Genomic DNA, 16,935 nt, shown 5'->3' with positions numbered 1-16,935 from the left:
CTGCCGGCCTCACCGTGGGGCAGCCGTGGCCCCGCGACACCGCCCGGACAGACCGCCTCGCCCCCCTCCGCGACAGTCGCAAGCCACCCCGGATGTCCCAGCCCGTCCCCCTCCCCGTCACCGTCGCCCGATAACCTCACCTCATGAGCAGGCCCCCGAGCTTCACCCCGCCCCCCGGCGCCCGCGCGTACTCGCTGCGTACCGCGCGCGGAGAGTTCGCCGTCGTCGACTCGCCCGTGGCGGACGGAGTCGTGCCCAAGGGAACCGCGCTGTTGCTGCCCGGGTTCACCGGCAGCAAGGAGGACTTCAACCCACTGCAGGAGACACTTTCGGCGCGCGGTTACCGGACCGTCGCGGTGGACGGGCGGGGGCAGTACGAGTCCGACGGGCCCCGGGACGACGAATCGGCTTACGCCCAGGCCGAGTTGGCGCAGGACGCGCTCGCCCAGGCTGCCGCCCTCGGCACCCCCGTGCACCTCGTCGGCCACTCCCTCGGCGGCCAGATCGCGCGGGCCGCGGTCCTGCTGGACCGCGCTCCCTTCCTGTCGCTCACGCTGATGGCCTCCGGCCCCGCCCAGATCTCCGTCTCCCAGCAGCAGCGCGTCAAGCTGCTCCGGGACGCGCTCGCCGTGATGAGCATGGCCGAGGTGTGGGAAGCGATCCAGGCCATGGAGCCGCCCGAGGAGACCGACACCGGCGACCTGGACGCGGGGCTCGACGACCAGGACGACCTGCGCCGCCGCTGGCTCGGCAACAAGCCCGCCCAACTCATCGCCACAGGCCTCCAGTTGTGCGTCGAACCGGACCGGGTTGCGGATCTGGCCGCCGTGGCACTGCCGTTCCACGTCCTGTCGGGTTCCCGCGACGACACCTGGGCGGTGCCTCTGCTCGACGACATGGCGCTGCGGCTGCGCGCGCACCGCACCGTCGTGCAGGGCGCCGAACACTCACCGAACACGGACAACCCGCTCGACACGGCCCGCGCTTTCGCGGACTTCTGGGACCGGTCTCAGTCCCGCTAGGGTCCTGCACCGCAACGGGGGAACACCCACCGACGGATTTCAGGCGCAGGACACCGGTGCTGTCCAGTCCCGGCTAGTACTGCGTCTGCAGGTGCTCCCAGAATCCGTCCCGCAGCGCGCGCCGCAGATCCGCCTGGCCGCGCAGTGAGTACTGCAGCAGGCCCTCCGCCTCCACCAGCAGGTCCTGGTCCACCGAGCCCGGCAGGTAGGGGTGCCCGGGCAGCAGTTCCACCAGGGAGTCGCGGCCCCGCGCGGCCAGCCACTTCGCCGCGATCTGCGCGCCGACGAATCGGACGCCCTCGCGGGTGGGCCGCGCCGTGGTGGACTCGTAGGCGGCCGCGGTGCGCCGGGAGACGTACGGCTTGAAGAAGTCGAGGTCGAGGGTGCGCTGGCTGTCGACCTCCCAGAGCAGGGGCTCCGCCTGGTTGCGTCCCTCGGGGGCTTCGATGCCCCACAGGTGGACGCGCGCCCCGTACCCCTGCGCCGCCTCGACCGCGGACACCAGGTCCTCGTCGCCGCCAAGCAGGGCCGCGTCGCTGATCGCGCGGTGTCTGGCCAGTGACTCCAGATCCGACCTGATCAGCGAATCGACGCCCTTCTGCTGGTTGTTGGCGTTGAGATTGCCCAGCCGGACCTTCACGTCCGGGAGCTCGGCGATCGACTGCTGCTCGGCGGTGTGGATACGGCGTCTCGCGCCGTCGTACCAGTAGACGCGGAGCAGCCGGCTGTCCGCGAAGATCGTGCGGGCCTTGTCGATGAGTGCCTCGATCAGGCCCTCCGCGTCCAGGTCGAAGGCGCGACGGTCCTCCGTGCCCGCCACCAGCCGGCCCGCGGCCGCGTACAGGTATCCCGCGTCGACGAAGATCGCATGCGTCGAGGGTGTCTTCGCCACCTCGGCGAGCATGCGCTGCAGCAGCTCGTTCGTGCGGTCGATGCGGGCACTGAGAGCCACGTGGTCGTCGTTCATCGCCTCCATTGTCCCGGCGGTCACGCTGCGAACACAACTGGTCCCGGTCGGTCTCCCCTGCGATGGCTTACCGCCGAGTAGTTAGCCGTTCGAAAAATTTCTTTAGCGTAGGGAATGTTTGTAACACGCAGCCCGTTGACTACTACGAACACAGCGAGACGAAGGGAGAGGCCATGCGCTTCGAAATCATGCGACTCGACGAGGTCAACGGCACGACCGTGGACAGCACTGTCGTGGACGCCGCCTCCGTCAACCGGATCGTTCAGCAGGCTGCCGCCATCGGGCAGCGGCTCTGGATCCGGCCGGCCGAGAGTTCGGCCGTATAACAGACGCGGATCACCGCAGAAACTTCAGAGCCCCCGTACGGCATCGACGCCGTACGGGGGCTCTGCGCATGGCGGGCGAAGGACGGGGCGAGCTCACGCGCCCTTGATCACCTGCATGACGCCGTTGATGATCTGCTGCACGGCGATGGCGGAGAGCATCATGCCCGCGAGCCGCGTCACCAGGACCACGCCGCCCTCCTTGATGACCCGGATGATCAGCAGTGAGTACCGCATCACCACCCACAGCACGACATGGATGGCGAGGATCGCGCACCACACCGACACCTGCGTGGCCACACTGTCGGCCTTCTGCACGGCGAGGATCACGGAGACGATCGCGCCCGGACCGGCCAGCAGCGGCATGCCGAGCGGTACGAGCGCCACGTTGACGTCCTTGGTCTGCTTGGGCTCGTCGGTCTTGCCGGTCAGCAGGTCGAGGGCGATGAGCAGGAGCAGCAGCCCGCCCGCGATCATCAGCGCGGGCACGGAGACGTGCAGGTAGTCGAGGATCTGGTGCCCGAGCAGCCCGAAGACGGTGATCACGCCGCCGGCGACGCAAACGGCCTGGAAGGCCATCCGCTTCTGCACCTTGCCGGGGCGTCCGGCGGTCAGGGCGAGGAAGATCGGGGTGATCCCGGGGGGATCCATGATGACAAAAAGGGTCAGGAAGAGGGAGCCGAAGACGGCGACGTCGAACATGGGTTACTGGCCTTGCGGGAGAGGGACGGTGAGGAACAGACGTGAGCGTGAGCGGGAGGGGGCCGTTGCTCAGGCCCCGCCGGTCCCCGGCACCGGGAACGCCCCCGTCGCCCGCCGCGTGATCTCCCCGTACACCTCGGGATCCGTGACGTACTCGCCGAGCACGCACGTCTTGCGGCTGCCGTGGTAGTCGCTGGAGCCGGTGGTCAGCAGCCCCAGTTCCTTCGCCAACCCGCGCAGTCGTGCCCGCGTCTCCTCGTCGTGGTCCATGTGGTCGACCTCGATGCCGTCGAGCCCGGCGGCGGCCATCTCGGCGATCGCGGACTCCGGTACCGTCCGACCGCGCTTGCTGGCGCCCGGGTGCGCGAAGACGGTGACGCCGCCCGCGGCCTTGACCAGCCGGATCGCCTCGAAGGGGTCCGTCTCGTGCTTCTCGACGAAGGCCCGGCCCCGGTCGGCCAGCCAGTCCGCGGTGAACGCGTCGCTCACGGTCGGTACGACGCCGAGCTCGACGAGCGCGGTGGCGACGTGCGGGCGCCCGACCGAACCGTCACCGGCGATCCGCGCGACCTGCTCCCAGGTGACCGGCACGCCCAGCCCGTTCAGCTTGGCGACCATGCCCTGGGCTCGCGGCACCCGGTCGTCCCGCACCAGCTCGCGCTCGGCGAGCAACGCCGGCTCCTCAGGATCGAAGAGGTAGGCGAGCATGTGCATGGAGACACCGTCGACACGGCAGGACAGCTCCGCACCGGTGACGAGCGTGAGCCCCTCGGGCAGTGCGCCGATCGCCTCGGCATATCCACGGGTCGTGTCATGGTCGGTCAGGGCGACGACGTCCAGCCCGGCCGCCGCGGCATTGCGCACCAGCTCGGCCGGCGTGTCCGTACCGTCGGAAGCAGTGGAGTGGGCGTGCAGATCGATACGCACCACGCGAACTCCAGGCGATGACGGGACGGAAGGGAACGCTCAAGGATAACCGGATTTTCCAGCCCCCCTGTCACACCCGCACCCACCGAGCGCCCCCTACGAACACGCTGTGGACAACTCCCCGAAGGGGCACCGGGAACTGCGCGACCAGCCACAGACGGCCCGCAGCCGCCCACGCACCCCACACACCCACCCCAGCAGGCGCCACGGCTCAGGCAAGCGCGCGGAGACCGGGCGCTACGGCTCAAGCAAGCGCGGCGAGAGCGCCCCGCAAGGCACCAGCTCCAGCTCGGCCCCCGCATCCCGCAGATCCGTCAGCACCAGCTCGTCGTACATCAGCAGTCCCGACTGCTCGGGCCACACAACCGCCCAGAGCCACAGACCGAGCGCCTCACCCGCGAACACCGCACGGTCGTCCGGGCCGCCGGAGACATGCCACAGCGGAGTGGGCCGGCCGCCGGCCAGCACCTTGGCCTCGGGCGGCTTCTCGACGTTCAGATACGGCCCCGGATCCGGACCGTCGACACCCGCGTACCGGGCGCCGAGCCCGACACCGAGCTCCTCGGCGACCAGGATCAGCTCCCCCATACCGCCGAGCGGCCCCGGCCCCGAGCAGGCCACCGCGGTGGCCCGACCACCGTGGCGATCGTCGCCCGCGCAGGCCACGCCCGTGAACAGCCAGCCGACCGGCAGGGGCCACGGCATCCACACCGGAACCTGAGTGCGATGCACCACGACGCTGAGGGCCTCGACGCTGGGCGGGACCACAGGCTGCACCGGATGCACGGTGCCGTGCTCGTCGCACTGCCACGAATCGGCGAAGAGTCCGGGAGCCCTGACCCGGCCACCACACTTCGGGCAACTGGGTTCGCCCCTCATAGGGCCCCACGGTCCTACCCTCGCTCCCCCACGTCAAGGACGATCACCCGTCCGGACGGAACCCTTCACCGGAACCCTCGCCGGGCAAAACTAGATGCCACTTGCATTAATTAGCTCAGCTAACTTACTATGTGTATACACCAACCACTTTCTGACCGAAGTGAACCGAGCGAACCGAAGTGAACCGGAGTGGAGGAAGCATGGACGACCCATTCGACGCGGGAGCGGGCAGCATCCTGCGGCAGCCGAAGGCCGTGTGGGCGACGGCCGGTGCGTCCGTCGTGGCGTTCATGGGCATCGGACTCGTCGACCCGATCCTGCCGTCCATCGCCAGGGGCCTGGACGCCACGGCCGGCCAGGTCTCCCTGCTCTTCACCTCGTACTTCCTGATCACCGCCGTCGCGATGCTGGTCACGGGCTTCGTCTCCAGCCGCATCGGCGGCAGGAAGACCCTGCTGCTCGGCCTCGCGTTCGTCGTGGTCTTCGCGGGCCTGGCGGGCACCTCGAACTCGGTCGGCGAGCTGGTCGGCTTCCGCGCCGGCTGGGGCCTCGGCAACGCCCTCTTCGTCTCGACGGCCCTCGCGGTCATCGTCGGCGCGGCCGCGGGCGGGAGCGCCGCCGCGATCCTGCTGTACGAGTCCGCGCTCGGCCTCGGCATGGCGTGCGGACCGCTGCTGGGCGCACTGCTCGGCAACCAGAGCTGGCGCTACCCCTTCTTCGGCACCGCGTTCCTGATGGCGGTCGGCTTCCTGGGCATCACGGCGTTCCTCAAGGAGCAGCCGAAGCCGGCCGGGAAGACCTCACTGCTCGACCCCGTCAAGGCGCTCGGCCACGGCGGGCTCGCCTCGGCGGCGGTCTCGGCATTCTTCTACAACTACACGTTCTTCACGGTGCTGGCCTTCACGCCGTTCGTGCTGAACATGACCCCGTACAAGTCGGGGGCCGTGTTCTTCGCCTGGGGTGTGCTGCTCGCCGTCTTCTCGGTGCTGGTGGCCCCGCGGATGCAGGAGCGGTTCGGCTCGCTGAAGGTGCTCGGCGGCTCGCTGGTGCTGCTCGGCGCCGACGTCCTCGCCCTCGGATACGGCAGCCACACCACGGCCGTCGTGTGCACGATCCTCTCCGGCGCCTTCATCGGCGTGAACAACACCGTGTACACGGAACTGGCTCTCGGCGTCTCGGACGCACCCCGCCCCGTGGCGAGCGCGGGCTACAACTTCGTACGCTGGTTCGCGGCCGCGGCGGCGCCGTACTTCGCGCCGAAGATCGAGGAGTGGAGCAACATCCGCATCCCGTTCGTGGTGGCGGCCGTCACCGCGGTGCTGGGCGCGGTGGTCGTGTTCGTACGACGCACCTCCCTCACGCACGAGGCCGAGGAGCTGGAGCCGAGGCACGCGACCGAGGACGGCGTCGCGGTCTTCGCCAACTGACCGATGGCAGCGGCGCGTTGGTGAGCTTGCTCACTCGGCGCGGTCAATCCAGCGGGACGGACCTGCGGGAGGGGTCCCTCAGGTCCGTCCCGTTCGTCAGCCAGCGCTCCTGGAGGGCCTGTGCGCCGTGCACGCGCTTCCAGGCGGCCTCGTTCGCCGTCATGGGGAGCAGGGGCAGGAACCGCACGGGGTCCAGGGGCTCGTCGAGGTCGAGGTCCTCGGCCAGGCCGCCCGGCTCGGCGACCAGCACCGAGCTGAACGGGGCGCCTGGCCACAGGGGTTCGCCGACGTCGAGCGAGGCGCCGGGGGCCACGATGACCCCCTCGACCTGCGGGGACGCGGCGAGTACGGCGAGCGGGCGAAGGACCTTGTCCGTGTCGGCGAGGCCTCCGCGCACCGAGAGGATCAGCTCGGCGCGCGGGCCCTTGACCGGGTCGGCGAGTGCCGAGGTGGGATCGCTCATCGGCTGGGCGGACATGCCGAGCGTGGCGTAGCGGACGATGTCGCCCTCCTGGAAACGCAGTACCTCGATGCGGTCCGTGCCCAGGAACGTGACCGCCGCGCGGGCGTCCGGTTCACCCAGCGCGGTGCGCAACCGGGCCTCGACCAGAGGGAGAACATCAACCATGCGGTGAGCATAGAACTCGTCAGTACCGGGCAAAGCAGCGCCTTGACAGTTTGGGCGGCTGATACTCTGGCCCGGTCGTTCGGGGCAGCACGCAGAAGCGTCGCGATCGAGTCCCGACGCCATTGAGACTCCCTTGCGGGATTGAACCGTCCCTTACGAGGGACCGGCCGGAGGAGGTGGGGCTGTCATGGATCGAAGTCACCCGTGCAGTACCACTCGCTCTTCCTGCCGCTGATACAGCTGATCCGGCTCTGGCTGACTGCCGCCTTTCACGCTCACGTCTTCTTGCGGAAGAGCACTTCGTTTCGTTTTGCCTGATCTGTCTGATCTGAATCAGCAGCGAAGCTCGCCACCGCGACGGTGCGGTGCTCCCCGCTTTGTGGACGTGCCAAACACCCGCACGCAGGACGTCCCCATTCCGGGTAGTTCCACCCCTCGTCGGTGCCCTTTCGTTGCCTGCCACGAAGGAGCCAGCCATGTCGATGATCCGTGACCTCCGGGCCGCCGTCCGTCCGTCCCGCACCTCCCTGCGCAAGGACACCGGCGCATACGACACGACCCGCGACCCCGCGACGCCTTCCGCCGTCGTCGACTGCGCGGTCTACCGCGACGGCGCCCGCGTCGACAGCGGCAAGCCGATGACCCCGCAGGAGGCGATGCGCCTGGTGCGCCGCGACGGAGGCTTCGTGTGGATCGGCCTGCACGAGCCGACGGAGGCCGAATTCGCCGGTATCGCGGGCGAGTTCGGACTGCACCCGCTGGCCGTGGAGGACGCCGTCCAGGCCCACCAGCGGCCCAAGCTGGAGCGGTACGACGACTCCCTCTTCACCGTCTTCAAGACCATCCACTACGTCGAGCACGACCGGCTCACCGCCAACAGCGAGGTCGTCGAGACCGGTGAGGTCATGTGCTTCACCGGACGGGACTTCTTCATCACCGTCCGGCACGGCGGTCAGGGCTCGCTGCGTGCGCTGCGGCACCGGCTGCAGGACGACCCGGAGCTGCTCGCCAAGGGCCCCTCGGCGGTGCTGCACTCGATCGCCGACCACGTCGTCGACGGCTATGTCGCGGTCGCCGACGCCGTCCAGGACGACATCGACGAGGTCGAGACCGAGGTGTTCTCGCCGGGGCGGCGGGGCGGCGTCTCGCGCGGTGTGGACTCGGCCCGGATCTACCAGCTCAAGCGCGAGGTGCTGGAGTTCAAGCGGGCCGTCTCTCCGCTGCTGCGCCCCATGCAGCTGCTGAGCGAGCGGCCGATGCGGCTGATCGACCCCGACATCCAGAAGTACTTCCGGGACGTCGCCGACCACCTCGCCCGCGTGCAGGAGCAGGTCATCGGCTTCGACGAGCTGCTCAACTCGATCCTCCAGGCCAACCTCGCGCAGGCGTCCGTCGCGCAGAACGAGGACATGCGGAAGATCACGTCCTGGGCCGCCATCATCGCCGTACCGACGATGGTGTGCGGGGTGTACGGGATGAACTTCAAGTACATGCCGGAGCTGCACTGGAAGTACGGCTATCCGGTGATCATGAGCGTCACCGTGGTGCTCTGCCTGGGCATCCACCGTGCCCTGAAGCGCAACGGCTGGCTGTGAGGGCGCCTGGATAGGCTGGGCGCATGACACGCGAACTGCTCGACCAGGCCCTCGTCGAGGAGGCCACCAAGAAGTCCGGCCTCATCTGGGTCAGGGGTCCCGGCGTCCCGGCCCGGGCGCTGTGGCACGTGTGGCACGAGGGTGCCGCGTGTGTGATCGGCGACGGGCCGGGCGAGCAGCCGCTGCCGGGACTGGCCGACGGGGCCGCGGCCGAGGTGACCGTCCGCAGCAAGGACAAGGGCGGCCGGCTGGTGTCCTGGCCTGCGAAGGTCGTGGAGCTGGCGCCGGGTTCCGAGGTGTGGGGGGCGACGGTCGCCGAGCTCAAGGGCAAGCGCCTCAACGCCCCGGACGGCGAGGCCATGCCGGACCGTTGGGCCCGCGAGTGCCGGGTACTGCGCCTGGAGCCGGCGGGGGCCTCGGCGCCCCTGCCCGACGGCAGCCTGGCCGAGGCGCCCCTGCCCTCACCGGCCACGACCCGCGAGCCGATGCCCGCGGGACTGCCGCGCCTGCTGCTCAAGAAGCGCAAACGCCGCTCGTAGTGCCGACGAGCGGGCTACGACGTCGGCAGCTGCTTGCCGTAGTCCACCGTCTCGTTCTTCTTCGGCTCGGTCAGCGCGAAGTCCTTGCCCCAGGACGAGAAGGTCAGCGTGCCGGCGCCGCCCGCGCGCTCCAGGCGGAGCGGGTAGGGCCGGCCCTCCAGGGAGACGTCCAGCGTGCCCCCGGAACCCTTGTCGCCGGTGATGCGGATGGTGCGGGTACCCGCCTGCTCGTGGTGGCCGTCCGTGTCCAGCGCGCCGTGCAGGGTCAGCAGACCGTCGAGGAGGACGTCCTTGTCCGTGAACCCGCTGAACTTCTTGTACGAGGGGTCGCCCTGCGGCACCTTCACGTACTTGCCGTCGAGCGTGCCCGAGGTGGCTGACTCGCTGTTGCCGTCCGCGTGGTTCCAGAACCGCGCGTCGGCCTTCAGATACAGCTTCTCCCCGATGCGCAGCAGCCCGAAGGCCGCGCCCTTGGAGGTGACCGTGCCGCTGCCGCCGCCGGACTTCAGGCGCATGTCGAGTGTGTACGTGCGCCCGTTGGTGACCACGGTTCCGGAGAGCCGTACCGCCTCGGCGGAGTCGGCGGCCGCCCTGGTCTTCGACTGGATCGTGTCGGCCGGCAGCTTGCCGACCCCGTTCGTGCCCGCGTCGGCGTCCTCGCTGCACCCCGCGAGCAGCCCCGTCCCCGTCACCACCAGAGCGCACACCGCACCCACCAGCGTCGTCCGACGGATCCGGCCCTGGCGCATCACAGTCACAGGCGGGGCTGCCTTTCTGTCGAGGGACGTGGGCCGACAGGGCCCCAACGGCTACCGCAGCGTACCGGGGTCGTACAGACCGAACGGAGGCAGTCCGTCCGGACCCCCCACCAGGGCGGACCCGATCGGCACGGGCTAGCCTGAAGCCCACCTGAGCGGGCAATTCGGAAAAGACGCACAGCAACTCCACGCACCACGTTCCCGGAACACCCGTACGAAAAGGAGGCGCAGCCATGGCAGCGGGCGCCCCCCGGATCTTCGTCTCACACCTCGCCGGCGTCCCCGTCTTCGACCCGAGCGGCGACCAGGTGGGCCGCGTCCGCGATCTGGTCGTCATGCTGCGGGTCGGGCGGCGGCCTCCCCGGGTGCTCGGACTGGTCGTCGAGATCTCCACGCGGCGCCTTGTCTTCGTGCCCATGACCCGGGTGACCGGCATCGAGTCCGGCCAGGTCATCACCACCGGGGTGGTCAACGTCCGCCGCTTCGAGCAGCGGCCCACCGAGCGCATGGTCTTCGGTGAACTCCTCGACCGACGCGTCACGCTCGTCGAGACCGGCGAGGAGGTCACCGTCCTCGACATCTCGGTGCAGCAGCTGCCGGCCCGACGGGACTGGGAGATCGGCCGGGTGTTCGTACGAAAGGGCAAGAGCGGCACCTTCCGCCGGGCCAAGGGCGAGACCCTGACCGTCGAGTGGTCCGCCGTCACCGGCTTCTCCCTGGAGGAGCACGGACAGGGCGCCGAGAGCCTGCTGGCCACCTTCGAGCAGCTGCGCCCCGCCGACCTGGCGAACGTCCTGCACCACCTCTCCCCCAAGCGCCGCGCCGAGGTGGCCGCCGCCCTCGACGACGACCGCCTCGCCGACGTCCTCGAAGAGCTCCCCGAGGACGACCAGATCGAGATCCTCGGCAAGCTGAAGGAGGAGCGCGCCGCCGACGTCCTGGAGGCCATGGACCCGGACGACGCCGCCGACCTGCTCTCCGAACTCCCCGAGGCGGACAAGGAGCGGCTGCTGAGCCTGATGCAGCCCTCCGACGCGGCCGACATGCGGCGACTGATGTCGTACGAGGAGCACACGGCCGGCGGTCTGATGACGACCGAGCCGATCATCCTGCGCCCCGACGCCACCGTCGCCGATGCCCTCGCCCGCGTGCGCAACCGCGATCTGTCGCCCGCCCTCGCCGCCCAGGTCTACGTCTGCCGCCCGCCCGACGAGACACCGACCGGCAAGTACCTCGGCACGGTCCACTTCCAGCGCCTCCTGCGCGACCCGCCGTACACCCTGGTCAGCTCGATCATCGACGACGACCTGCAACATCTGGACCCAGATGCCCAGCTGCCCGTCGTCGCCGGGTTCTTCGCGACGTACGACATGGTCGCGGCGCCCGTCGTCGACGAGGCCGGGTCGCTGCTGGGCGCGGTGACGGTGGACGACGTACTGGACCACATGCTGCCCGAGGACTGGCGGGAGACCGAGTTCCACCTGGACGAGGGCGAGGGTGCCGAGGGGGCGAAGGCCCATGGCTCCTGAGCGCGACAACAGCCGCGAGCGGATCCCGGCGGGGGCGACGGCGTCCTCACGCACGCGTGCCCGGCTGGACCAGCCCCGGCCGGCGCGCCGCCGGATCCTGCCCGAGTGGGACCCCGAGGCCTTCGGACGGTTCTCGGAGCGCATCGCGCGCTTCCTGGGCACCGGACGGTTCATCGTCTGGATGACGGTCGTCATCATCGCGTGGGTGCTGTGGAACATCTTCGCACCGCGTGACCTGCGCTTCGACAACTACCCGTTCATCTTCCTGACCCTGATGCTGTCGCTCCAGGCCTCGTACGCGGCCCCGTTGATCCTGCTCGCGCAGAACCGGCAGGACGACCGGGACAGGGTCAATCTGGAACAGGACCGCAAGCAGAACGAGCGGTCGATCGCCGACACCGAGTACCTGACCCGTGAGATCGCCTCCCTGCGCATCGGCCTCGGCGAGGTCGCCACCCGCGACTGGATCCGCTCCGAGCTGCAGGACCTGGTCAAGGAGCTGGAGGAACGTCAGGACGGTCACCACCAACATGCCGTATTCCCGGCAGAACGGTCGCGCCGACGTGACGTAGAAGACCGCTGACCGGCATCCCGGGGGCACCCCGCGGCGCCGTACCATCGTCCTTATGGCTAGCGAAGACGCGGTGCGCGAGGCACTGGCGACGGTGAACGACCCCGAGATCAACCGGCCCATCACCGAACTCGGGATGGTGAAGTCGGTGGAGATCGGCGCGGACGGGACGGTCGCGGTCACCGTGTACCTGACGGTCTCCGGCTGCCCGATGCGCGAGACGATCACTCAGCGCGTGACCGAGGCGGTCTCCCGCGTCGAGGGCGTCACCCGCGTCGACGTCACGCTCGACGTCATGAGCGACGAGCAGCGCAAGGAACTGGCGACCGCCCTGCGCGGCGGTACGGCCGAGCGCGAGGTCCCCTTCGCCAAGCCGGGCTCGCTCACCCGCGTGTACGCGGTCGCGTCCGGCAAGGGCGGCGTCGGCAAGTCCTCGGTGACGGTGAACCTGGCGGCGGCGATGGCGGCCGACGGCCTGAAGGTGGGCGTCGTCGACGCCGACATCTACGGCCACTCCGTGCCGCGCATGCTGGGCGCGGACGGGCGCCCGACCCAGGTCGAGAACATGATCATGCCGCCGTCGGCGAACGGCGTGAAGGTCATCTCCATCGGCATGTTCACCCCGGGCAACGCCCCGGTGGTGTGGCGCGGCCCGATGCTCCACCGCGCCCTGCAGCAGTTCCTCGCGGACGTGTACTGGGGCGACCTGGACGTCCTGCTGATGGACCTCCCGCCCGGCACCGGCGACATCGCCATCTCGGTCGCCCAGCTGGTCCCGAACGCCGAGATCCTGGTCGTGACGACGCCTCAGCAGGCGGCCGCCGAAGTGGCCGAGCGCGCGGGTTCCATCGCCGTGCAGACCCACCAGAAGATCGTCGGCGTCGTCGAGAACATGTCCGGCCTGCCCTGCCCGCACTGCGGCGAGATGGTCGACGTGTTCGGCACGGGCGGCGGCCAGTCGGTGGCGGACGGCCTGACCCGTACGACGGGCGCGACGGTCCCCGTCCTCGGCTCCATCCCGATCGACGTCCGCCTGCGCGAGGGGGGCGACGACGGCAAGCCGGTCGTCCTCACCGACCCGGACTCCCCTGCGGGCGCGGCCCTGCGCGGGATCGCGGGGAAGCTGGGGGGCCGTCAGCGCGGCCTTTCGGGGCTGTCGCTGGGGATCACACCGAAGAACAAGTTCTAGGGCAGTTCCGGGGCCGGCCCGGGGCAGTTCCGGGGCCGGAGACGACTGTGGGGGCGCCGTCCTGTGTGACGGCGCCCCCACAGTCGTCACGCCTCGCTAGGCGTACGTGCTGATGTCCTTGATCATGGCGAAGCCGAGGCCGTACGCGCTCATGCCTCTTCCGTACGCCCCCACGTGGAGCCCTTCACTCGTGGACCCCGCGAGGACCCAGCCGAACTCGGACTCGCGGTAGTGGAACGGCGTGGGCACCCCGTCCACGGGGAGGGAGAGCGTCGACCACTCGGGGCCGGACAGGTCGTCGGCCAGGGCCCACGCCGTCTCCGTCTGCTGCTCCAGCCAGTCGTCCCGCAGGGAGTGGTCCATCTGCCCGGGCCAGGTGAAGGACAGCAGCCCCACACCCGCGAGCCAGGCCGCCGAGGACACCGATGTGGCCTCCAGCAGCCCCGTGCCGTCGGCACTGCGCCGTACGGGGCTCGCCGCGACCGTCACCACGACCGCGAACTTCTCCCGCGGCTCACCGGAGCCGACCGCGTACTCGTTCTTCACGGAGGGCTCGTCGCCGTGTCCGATCGAACCGTGCTCGACGGCTCCGTCGGCCGCCGTCCCGACCTGCATCAGCCAGCGCGGTCCCGTGAAGGCCTCGTCGAGGCCGTACCACGGGAAGGGCGCCAGCAGGTAGCCGTCGACCGTGCGCCGGGCGGAGGGAAGCTGTTGTCCGCCCTCCGCGGCCGGCGCCTGCGCGACTGCCTGACTCGTCGTCTCCATGTGCCCGGACGCCTCCTCGCTCTCGTCGGATCGGAGCGGCCCGCCCCCCTTCGGGCGTACTCGTCCGGTCCGCACAACAACTCGGCAGCATAGCCACCCCACTCGGGACAGCAGGGAAACCGCCCGGCACGTGGGTCGCGCGGAGGCCCGGTTCAGGCCGCGCGAAGGCATCGTCGAGTATGAAACGCGTCACGTACGACGGGGGTGAGCGGCCGGAGCGTACGGCTCAGGTGGCGTCCGCGTCGAAGGGCGGACGGTCGTCTTCCTCGGGCTTCTTCGTCATGTCGACGCGGCCACCGGTGGATTCGGAGGACGACGAGGCCGACGAGCCTGACGACGGCGAGTCCGCTTCGCGGCTGTGGACCGCGTCCGTGACTTCGGCCATCTCCTTCTTCAGGTCGAAGCCGTTGCGGATCTCCTTGAGCCCCAGGTCGTCGTTGTCCAGCTGCTTGCGGATGAACGTCTTGGGGTTGAGGTCCTCGAAGTCGAAGTCCTTGAACTCCGGGCCGAGTTCGGACCGGATGTCCTGCTTGGCGCTCTCGGAGAACTCACGGATCTTGCGGATGGTCCGCGTGACGTCCTGGATGAGCTTCGGGAGCTTGTCCGGACCGAAGACGAGTACGGCAAGGACAACGAGCGTGACCAGCTCGAGCGGTCCTATGTCATTGAACACCTGAAGCTCCTTGCGATGTCCTCGGTCCTCGGCCCTCGGTGGTCTGTGCGGGTCGTCCGTGGTCCGGGCCGGATCCACGGTACCCGGCCATCCCGTACGACCGGTACTGTCCCGAGGGCTCCGAGTGGGTCTTCGTGGGTGGTTTTGGGGGTTGTTTGCCTTGTGCGGCCCCAGGTGAAGCGGCGGCAGAGGCTCCCACTGACGTTTTCTGTGAACTTTGCCTGAGTCTCGCCACCGTTCCTCAGCCTCCGTCCGAGGAGCCGAGCACCAGCGGGATCCTCTTCTCCTTGCCGTCGCGCAGCACCGTCAGCTCCAGGCGGTCGCCGGGGCGGTGGGCGCGCGTCTTGACGATCAGTTCCTCGCCGGAGTGCACGCGCTGACCGTCCACCGCGGTGATGACGTCGCCCGCCTTGATTCCTGCCTTGTCGCCCGGGCCGCCGGCGTTCACCGCGGGGCCGCCGCCCTGTGCCTTGGTGCCGACGCGGGCGCCGTCGCCCGTGTAGTCCATGTCGAGCGTGACGCCGATGACCGGGTGGGTCGCCTTGCCGGTGTTGATGAGCTCCTCGGCCACACGCTTGGCCTGGTTGACGGGAATGGCGAACCCGAGGCCGATCGAACCCGCCTGGCCACCGCCCGAGTCCCCGCCGTCGTCGGCGGAACGGATGGCGGAGTTGATGCCGATGACACGGGCCTCGGAGTCGAGGAGGGGCCCGCCGGAGTTGCCGGGATTGATCGGCGCGTCGGTCTGCAGTGCGTCGACGTACGACACATCGCTGCCGCCTGCGCTGTCGCCGCCGGCTGTGATGGGCCGTTCCTTGGCGCTGATGATGCCCGAGGTGACGGTTCCCTCCAGATCGAAGGGAGCGCCGATGGCGACGACGGGGTCGCCGACCCGGACGTTGTCGGAATTGCCCAACGGCATTGGCTTGAGCCCGCGCACATTGCTGACCTTCACGACGGCGAGGTCGTAACCGCTGTCCCGTCCGACGACGGTGGCCTTGGCCGTGTCCCCGCTGTTGAAGGTCACGGATATCTGGCCGGAGGAGCCGGCGGCCGGTTCGACGACGTGGTTGTTGGTGAGGATGTGCCCCAGGTCGTCGAGCACGAAGCCCGTCCCGGTGCCGGACTCCTCGGCGCCGGTCACATGCAGGGTCACCACGCTCGGCAGGGCCCGTGCGGCGATCCCGGCCACGCTGTCCGGCGCCCGCCCCGCGGGCTCCTTCCCGGCCTGCGGCAGCTCTACGGCCCCCACACCGCCGTTGCGCTCCAGATAGGCACCGATGACACCACCGACGCCCCCGGACACCAGCGCGAGCACCGCGGCACCCCCGACAAGGGCCCTCCTCACCCGCCTACGCCGCTTGTCCTTGCCTTCGACGACCGCCCCGTTCTGCTGGAGGGGGGCGGGGGCCCAGGGGTCGTAGTTCTGCCAAGGGGTGGAGGCGGGAGCCCCAGCCCCAGCCGCAGCCGCAGCCGCAGCAGGAGCAGGAGCAGGAGCAGGTGAAGTGTGCGGCGCAGCAGCCTCCGGGGCGGAGGTGCCGGAGACCGGCGTCGGCGCTACGCCGTGAGCCGTTGCCGGTACCTGGGGCAGCGCACCGTGTGTCGCAGGAGCCGTCTGAGTCGCTGCGCCGTGGTGGGAGGCCGGTGTCGGTATCGCCGTCGTCCCCTGGGCGGGTGTCGCCGCAGGGTGCTGCACCGGCGGGGCGGGGGCCCAGGGGCCGGGCTCGCCGTAGGGCGGGGTGCTGTAGGGGTCGGGGTCGTGCAGGGGCTTGGGGCGCTCACTGGTGGGAGCGGTGGGGGTGGGAGCCTGTGCCGGGTCCGCCTGGGCGGCGGACGCCGTCGCTGCGGGCCGGTCCAGCTCGAAGTCACCGTCGGCGCAGGACGCATCCGGCACCGCGGCCTCGGAGTCGCCCGCCGGACCTGGAGCCAGGCCGGCCGCCGCCTCGCCGACCGAACCGACAGCCGTGCCACTGTCCGCTTCCCCACGCACCACATCCCGCGGAGCCCTTGGAGTCTGTGGAGCCCGCAACTCGAAGTCGCCCTCGGGCAGGGGTGCTTGCCCATGGTCGGCCTCTGCCTCTGCGGAGCGCCTCGCCCCGGCGACCTCCCCGGAAGCCGCGCCCTCGCTCACGACACCGTCCGGCTGGTCCACCGCAGGGCCGCCGTTGGAGACAGCCGTGCCCTTGCCGGTGTCCGGGCGCCCCAACTCGTAGTCGCCCCCGGAGTCAGCGACCCGCCCGCTGCCCACACCGTCCGGGCGCGCCAGCTCGAAGTCACCGTCGGAGATGTATGCGGCGTCCGTCGGACCCACCGCCCCGCCACCACCAGGACCCGGTGCGGTCGCGGCCCCCTCCGCCTGCCCCGCAGAATCCTGCAGGCGTGGCCGGTTCCACCACTTCGGCTTCGTGGGCTTCCCCTCGTTCATGCTCTCCCCACAGCTG

17 protein-coding genes are annotated in these 16,935 nt (G+C 70.1%); 8 read left to right on the top strand and 9 right to left on the bottom strand.

Annotated elements, in window-relative coordinates; translation table 11 throughout:
- Positions 1 to 143 precede the first annotated feature (143 nt).
- Positions 144 to 1,022 carry an alpha/beta fold hydrolase gene (locus OG870_RS30425; protein ID WP_266521143.1) on the top strand — a complete coding sequence of 293 codons (879 nt, stop codon included), beginning with the start codon at positions 144 to 146 and terminating at the stop codon, positions 1,020 to 1,022.
- 73 nt (positions 1,023 to 1,095) lie between these two features.
- Here OG870_RS30425 and OG870_RS30420 read toward each other — a convergent pair whose 3' ends face one another.
- On the bottom strand, positions 1,096 to 1,989 hold the full coding sequence (locus OG870_RS30420) for an NYN domain-containing protein (RefSeq protein WP_266521140.1): 894 nt from the start codon (positions 1,987 to 1,989) through the stop codon (positions 1,096 to 1,098).
- Positions 1,990 to 2,162: 173 nt separating this feature from the next.
- Between OG870_RS30420 and OG870_RS30415 the strand changes: the two genes are divergently transcribed.
- On the top strand, positions 2,163 to 2,315 hold the full coding sequence (locus tag OG870_RS30415; RefSeq protein ID WP_266521137.1) for a hypothetical protein: 153 nt from the start codon (positions 2,163 to 2,165) through the stop codon (positions 2,313 to 2,315).
- Positions 2,316 to 2,408: 93 nt separating this feature from the next.
- Here the strand turns inward: OG870_RS30415 and OG870_RS30410 are convergent, their stop codons facing one another.
- The 3 genes from OG870_RS30410 to OG870_RS30400 all read right to left on the bottom strand — a co-directional run bounded on the left by OG870_RS30410 (position 2,409) and on the right by OG870_RS30400 (position 4,820).
- On the bottom strand, positions 2,409 to 3,014 hold the full coding sequence (locus OG870_RS30410; protein WP_266521135.1) for a MarC family protein: 606 nt from the start codon (positions 3,012 to 3,014) through the stop codon (positions 2,409 to 2,411).
- 69 nt (positions 3,015 to 3,083) lie between these two features.
- Positions 3,084 to 3,941: a PHP domain-containing protein gene (locus OG870_RS30405; RefSeq protein ID WP_266523692.1), complete on the bottom strand. Its 858-nt coding sequence runs from the start codon at positions 3,939 to 3,941 to the stop codon at positions 3,084 to 3,086.
- Between the two features lie 237 nt (positions 3,942 to 4,178).
- The gene (locus OG870_RS30400; protein WP_266589770.1) at positions 4,179 to 4,820 is read right to left on the bottom strand and encodes a DUF6758 family protein; all 642 of its coding nucleotides are present in this window, start codon (positions 4,818 to 4,820) and stop codon (positions 4,179 to 4,181) included.
- Between the two features lie 200 nt (positions 4,821 to 5,020).
- On the opposite strand from OG870_RS30400, the gene OG870_RS30395 reads away from it, so the two are divergent.
- A complete protein-coding gene (locus tag OG870_RS30395; protein WP_327691709.1) occupies positions 5,021 to 6,247 on the top strand; it encodes an MFS transporter in 1,227 nt (408 codons plus the stop codon).
- Positions 6,248 to 6,290: 43 nt separating this feature from the next.
- Here OG870_RS30395 and OG870_RS30390 read toward each other — a convergent pair whose 3' ends face one another.
- Positions 6,291 to 6,875, bottom strand: a complete 585-nt coding sequence (locus OG870_RS30390; RefSeq protein ID WP_266521128.1) for a suppressor of fused domain protein — start codon at positions 6,873 to 6,875, stop codon at positions 6,291 to 6,293.
- 476 nt (positions 6,876 to 7,351) lie between these two features.
- Between OG870_RS30390 and OG870_RS30385 the strand changes: the two genes are divergently transcribed.
- Together OG870_RS30385 and OG870_RS30380 are read left to right on the top strand one after the other, a co-directional pair.
- On the top strand, positions 7,352 to 8,470 hold the full coding sequence (locus tag OG870_RS30385; RefSeq protein ID WP_266521126.1) for a magnesium and cobalt transport protein CorA: 1,119 nt from the start codon (positions 7,352 to 7,354) through the stop codon (positions 8,468 to 8,470).
- A gap of 23 nt (positions 8,471 to 8,493) precedes the next feature.
- The gene (locus OG870_RS30380; protein WP_266521124.1) at positions 8,494 to 9,009 is read left to right on the top strand and encodes a hypothetical protein; all 516 of its coding nucleotides are present in this window, start codon (positions 8,494 to 8,496) and stop codon (positions 9,007 to 9,009) included.
- Positions 9,010 to 9,023: 14 nt separating this feature from the next.
- On the opposite strand, the gene OG870_RS30375 is transcribed toward OG870_RS30380, so the two are convergent.
- Positions 9,024 to 9,758, bottom strand: coding sequence for a hypothetical protein (locus OG870_RS30375; protein WP_443063469.1), 735 nt, complete (start codon positions 9,756 to 9,758; stop codon positions 9,024 to 9,026).
- Between the two features lie 242 nt (positions 9,759 to 10,000).
- Between OG870_RS30375 and OG870_RS30370 the strand changes: the two genes are divergently transcribed.
- The 3 genes from OG870_RS30370 to OG870_RS30360 are packed head-to-tail and all read left to right on the top strand — an operon-like array spanning position 10,001 to position 13,056.
- A complete protein-coding gene (locus OG870_RS30370) occupies positions 10,001 to 11,296 on the top strand; it encodes a magnesium transporter MgtE N-terminal domain-containing protein (RefSeq protein ID WP_266521121.1) in 1,296 nt (431 codons plus the stop codon).
- On the top strand, positions 11,286 to 11,879 hold the full coding sequence (locus OG870_RS30365) for a DUF1003 domain-containing protein (protein ID WP_266589766.1): 594 nt from the start codon (positions 11,286 to 11,288) through the stop codon (positions 11,877 to 11,879). The genes OG870_RS30370 and OG870_RS30365 overlap by 11 nt, the downstream gene beginning before the upstream one ends.
- A gap of 43 nt (positions 11,880 to 11,922) precedes the next feature.
- Complete coding sequence (locus OG870_RS30360; RefSeq protein ID WP_266521118.1) at positions 11,923 to 13,056, top strand: Mrp/NBP35 family ATP-binding protein; 1,134 nt, start codon at positions 11,923 to 11,925, stop codon at positions 13,054 to 13,056.
- 96 nt (positions 13,057 to 13,152) lie between these two features.
- Here OG870_RS30360 and OG870_RS30355 read toward each other — a convergent pair whose 3' ends face one another.
- The 3 genes from OG870_RS30355 to OG870_RS30345 all read right to left on the bottom strand — a co-directional run bounded on the left by OG870_RS30355 (position 13,153) and on the right by OG870_RS30345 (position 16,919).
- Positions 13,153 to 13,821, bottom strand: a complete 669-nt coding sequence (locus tag OG870_RS30355) for a hypothetical protein (protein WP_266521116.1) — start codon at positions 13,819 to 13,821, stop codon at positions 13,153 to 13,155.
- Between the two features lie 226 nt (positions 13,822 to 14,047).
- Complete coding sequence (locus OG870_RS30350) at positions 14,048 to 14,494, bottom strand: sec-independent translocase (RefSeq protein WP_266521114.1); 447 nt, start codon at positions 14,492 to 14,494, stop codon at positions 14,048 to 14,050.
- Between the two features lie 241 nt (positions 14,495 to 14,735).
- Entirely contained in the window at positions 14,736 to 16,919 is a 2,184-nt protein-coding gene (locus OG870_RS30345; protein WP_266844053.1) for a trypsin-like peptidase domain-containing protein, read from the bottom strand.
- Between the last annotated feature and the right edge of the window lie 16 nt (positions 16,920 to 16,935).

The sequence above is a fragment of the Streptomyces sp. NBC_00461 genome, from assembly GCF_036013935.1.
Lineage (GTDB): Bacteria > Actinomycetota > Actinomycetes > Streptomycetales > Streptomycetaceae > Streptomyces.
The sequence above is the reverse complement of the archived record's forward strand: the minus strand, read 5'-3'. Positions and strand labels throughout refer to the sequence as shown.

Coding starts and splice junctions, on each gene's coding strand:
- OG870_RS30425 (WP_266521143.1), top strand. CDS start 144: ATGAGCAGGCCCCCGAGCTTCACCCCGCCCCCCGGCGCCCGCGCGTAC.
- OG870_RS30420 (WP_266521140.1), bottom strand. CDS start 1,989: ATGAACGACGACCACGTGGCTCTCAGTGCCCGCATCGACCGCACGAAC.
- OG870_RS30415 (WP_266521137.1), top strand. CDS start 2,163: ATGCGCTTCGAAATCATGCGACTCGACGAGGTCAACGGCACGACCGTG.
- OG870_RS30410 (WP_266521135.1), bottom strand. CDS start 3,014: ATGTTCGACGTCGCCGTCTTCGGCTCCCTCTTCCTGACCCTTTTTGTC.
- OG870_RS30400 (WP_266589770.1), bottom strand. CDS start 4,820: ATGAGGGGCGAACCCAGTTGCCCGAAGTGTGGTGGCCGGGTCAGGGCT.
- OG870_RS30395 (WP_327691709.1), top strand. CDS start 5,021: ATGGACGACCCATTCGACGCGGGAGCGGGCAGCATCCTGCGGCAGCCG.
- OG870_RS30390 (WP_266521128.1), bottom strand. CDS start 6,875: ATGGTTGATGTTCTCCCTCTGGTCGAGGCCCGGTTGCGCACCGCGCTG.
- OG870_RS30385 (WP_266521126.1), top strand. CDS start 7,352: ATGTCGATGATCCGTGACCTCCGGGCCGCCGTCCGTCCGTCCCGCACC.
- OG870_RS30380 (WP_266521124.1), top strand. CDS start 8,494: ATGACACGCGAACTGCTCGACCAGGCCCTCGTCGAGGAGGCCACCAAG.
- OG870_RS30375 (WP_443063469.1), bottom strand. CDS start 9,758: ATGCGCCAGGGCCGGATCCGTCGGACGACGCTGGTGGGTGCGGTGTGC.
- OG870_RS30370 (WP_266521121.1), top strand. CDS start 10,001: ATGGCAGCGGGCGCCCCCCGGATCTTCGTCTCACACCTCGCCGGCGTC.
- OG870_RS30365 (WP_266589766.1), top strand. CDS start 11,286: ATGGCTCCTGAGCGCGACAACAGCCGCGAGCGGATCCCGGCGGGGGCG.
- OG870_RS30360 (WP_266521118.1), top strand. CDS start 11,923: ATGGCTAGCGAAGACGCGGTGCGCGAGGCACTGGCGACGGTGAACGAC.
- OG870_RS30355 (WP_266521116.1), bottom strand. CDS start 13,821: ATGGAGACGACGAGTCAGGCAGTCGCGCAGGCGCCGGCCGCGGAGGGC.
- OG870_RS30345 (WP_266844053.1), bottom strand. CDS start 16,919: ATGAACGAGGGGAAGCCCACGAAGCCGAAGTGGTGGAACCGGCCACGC.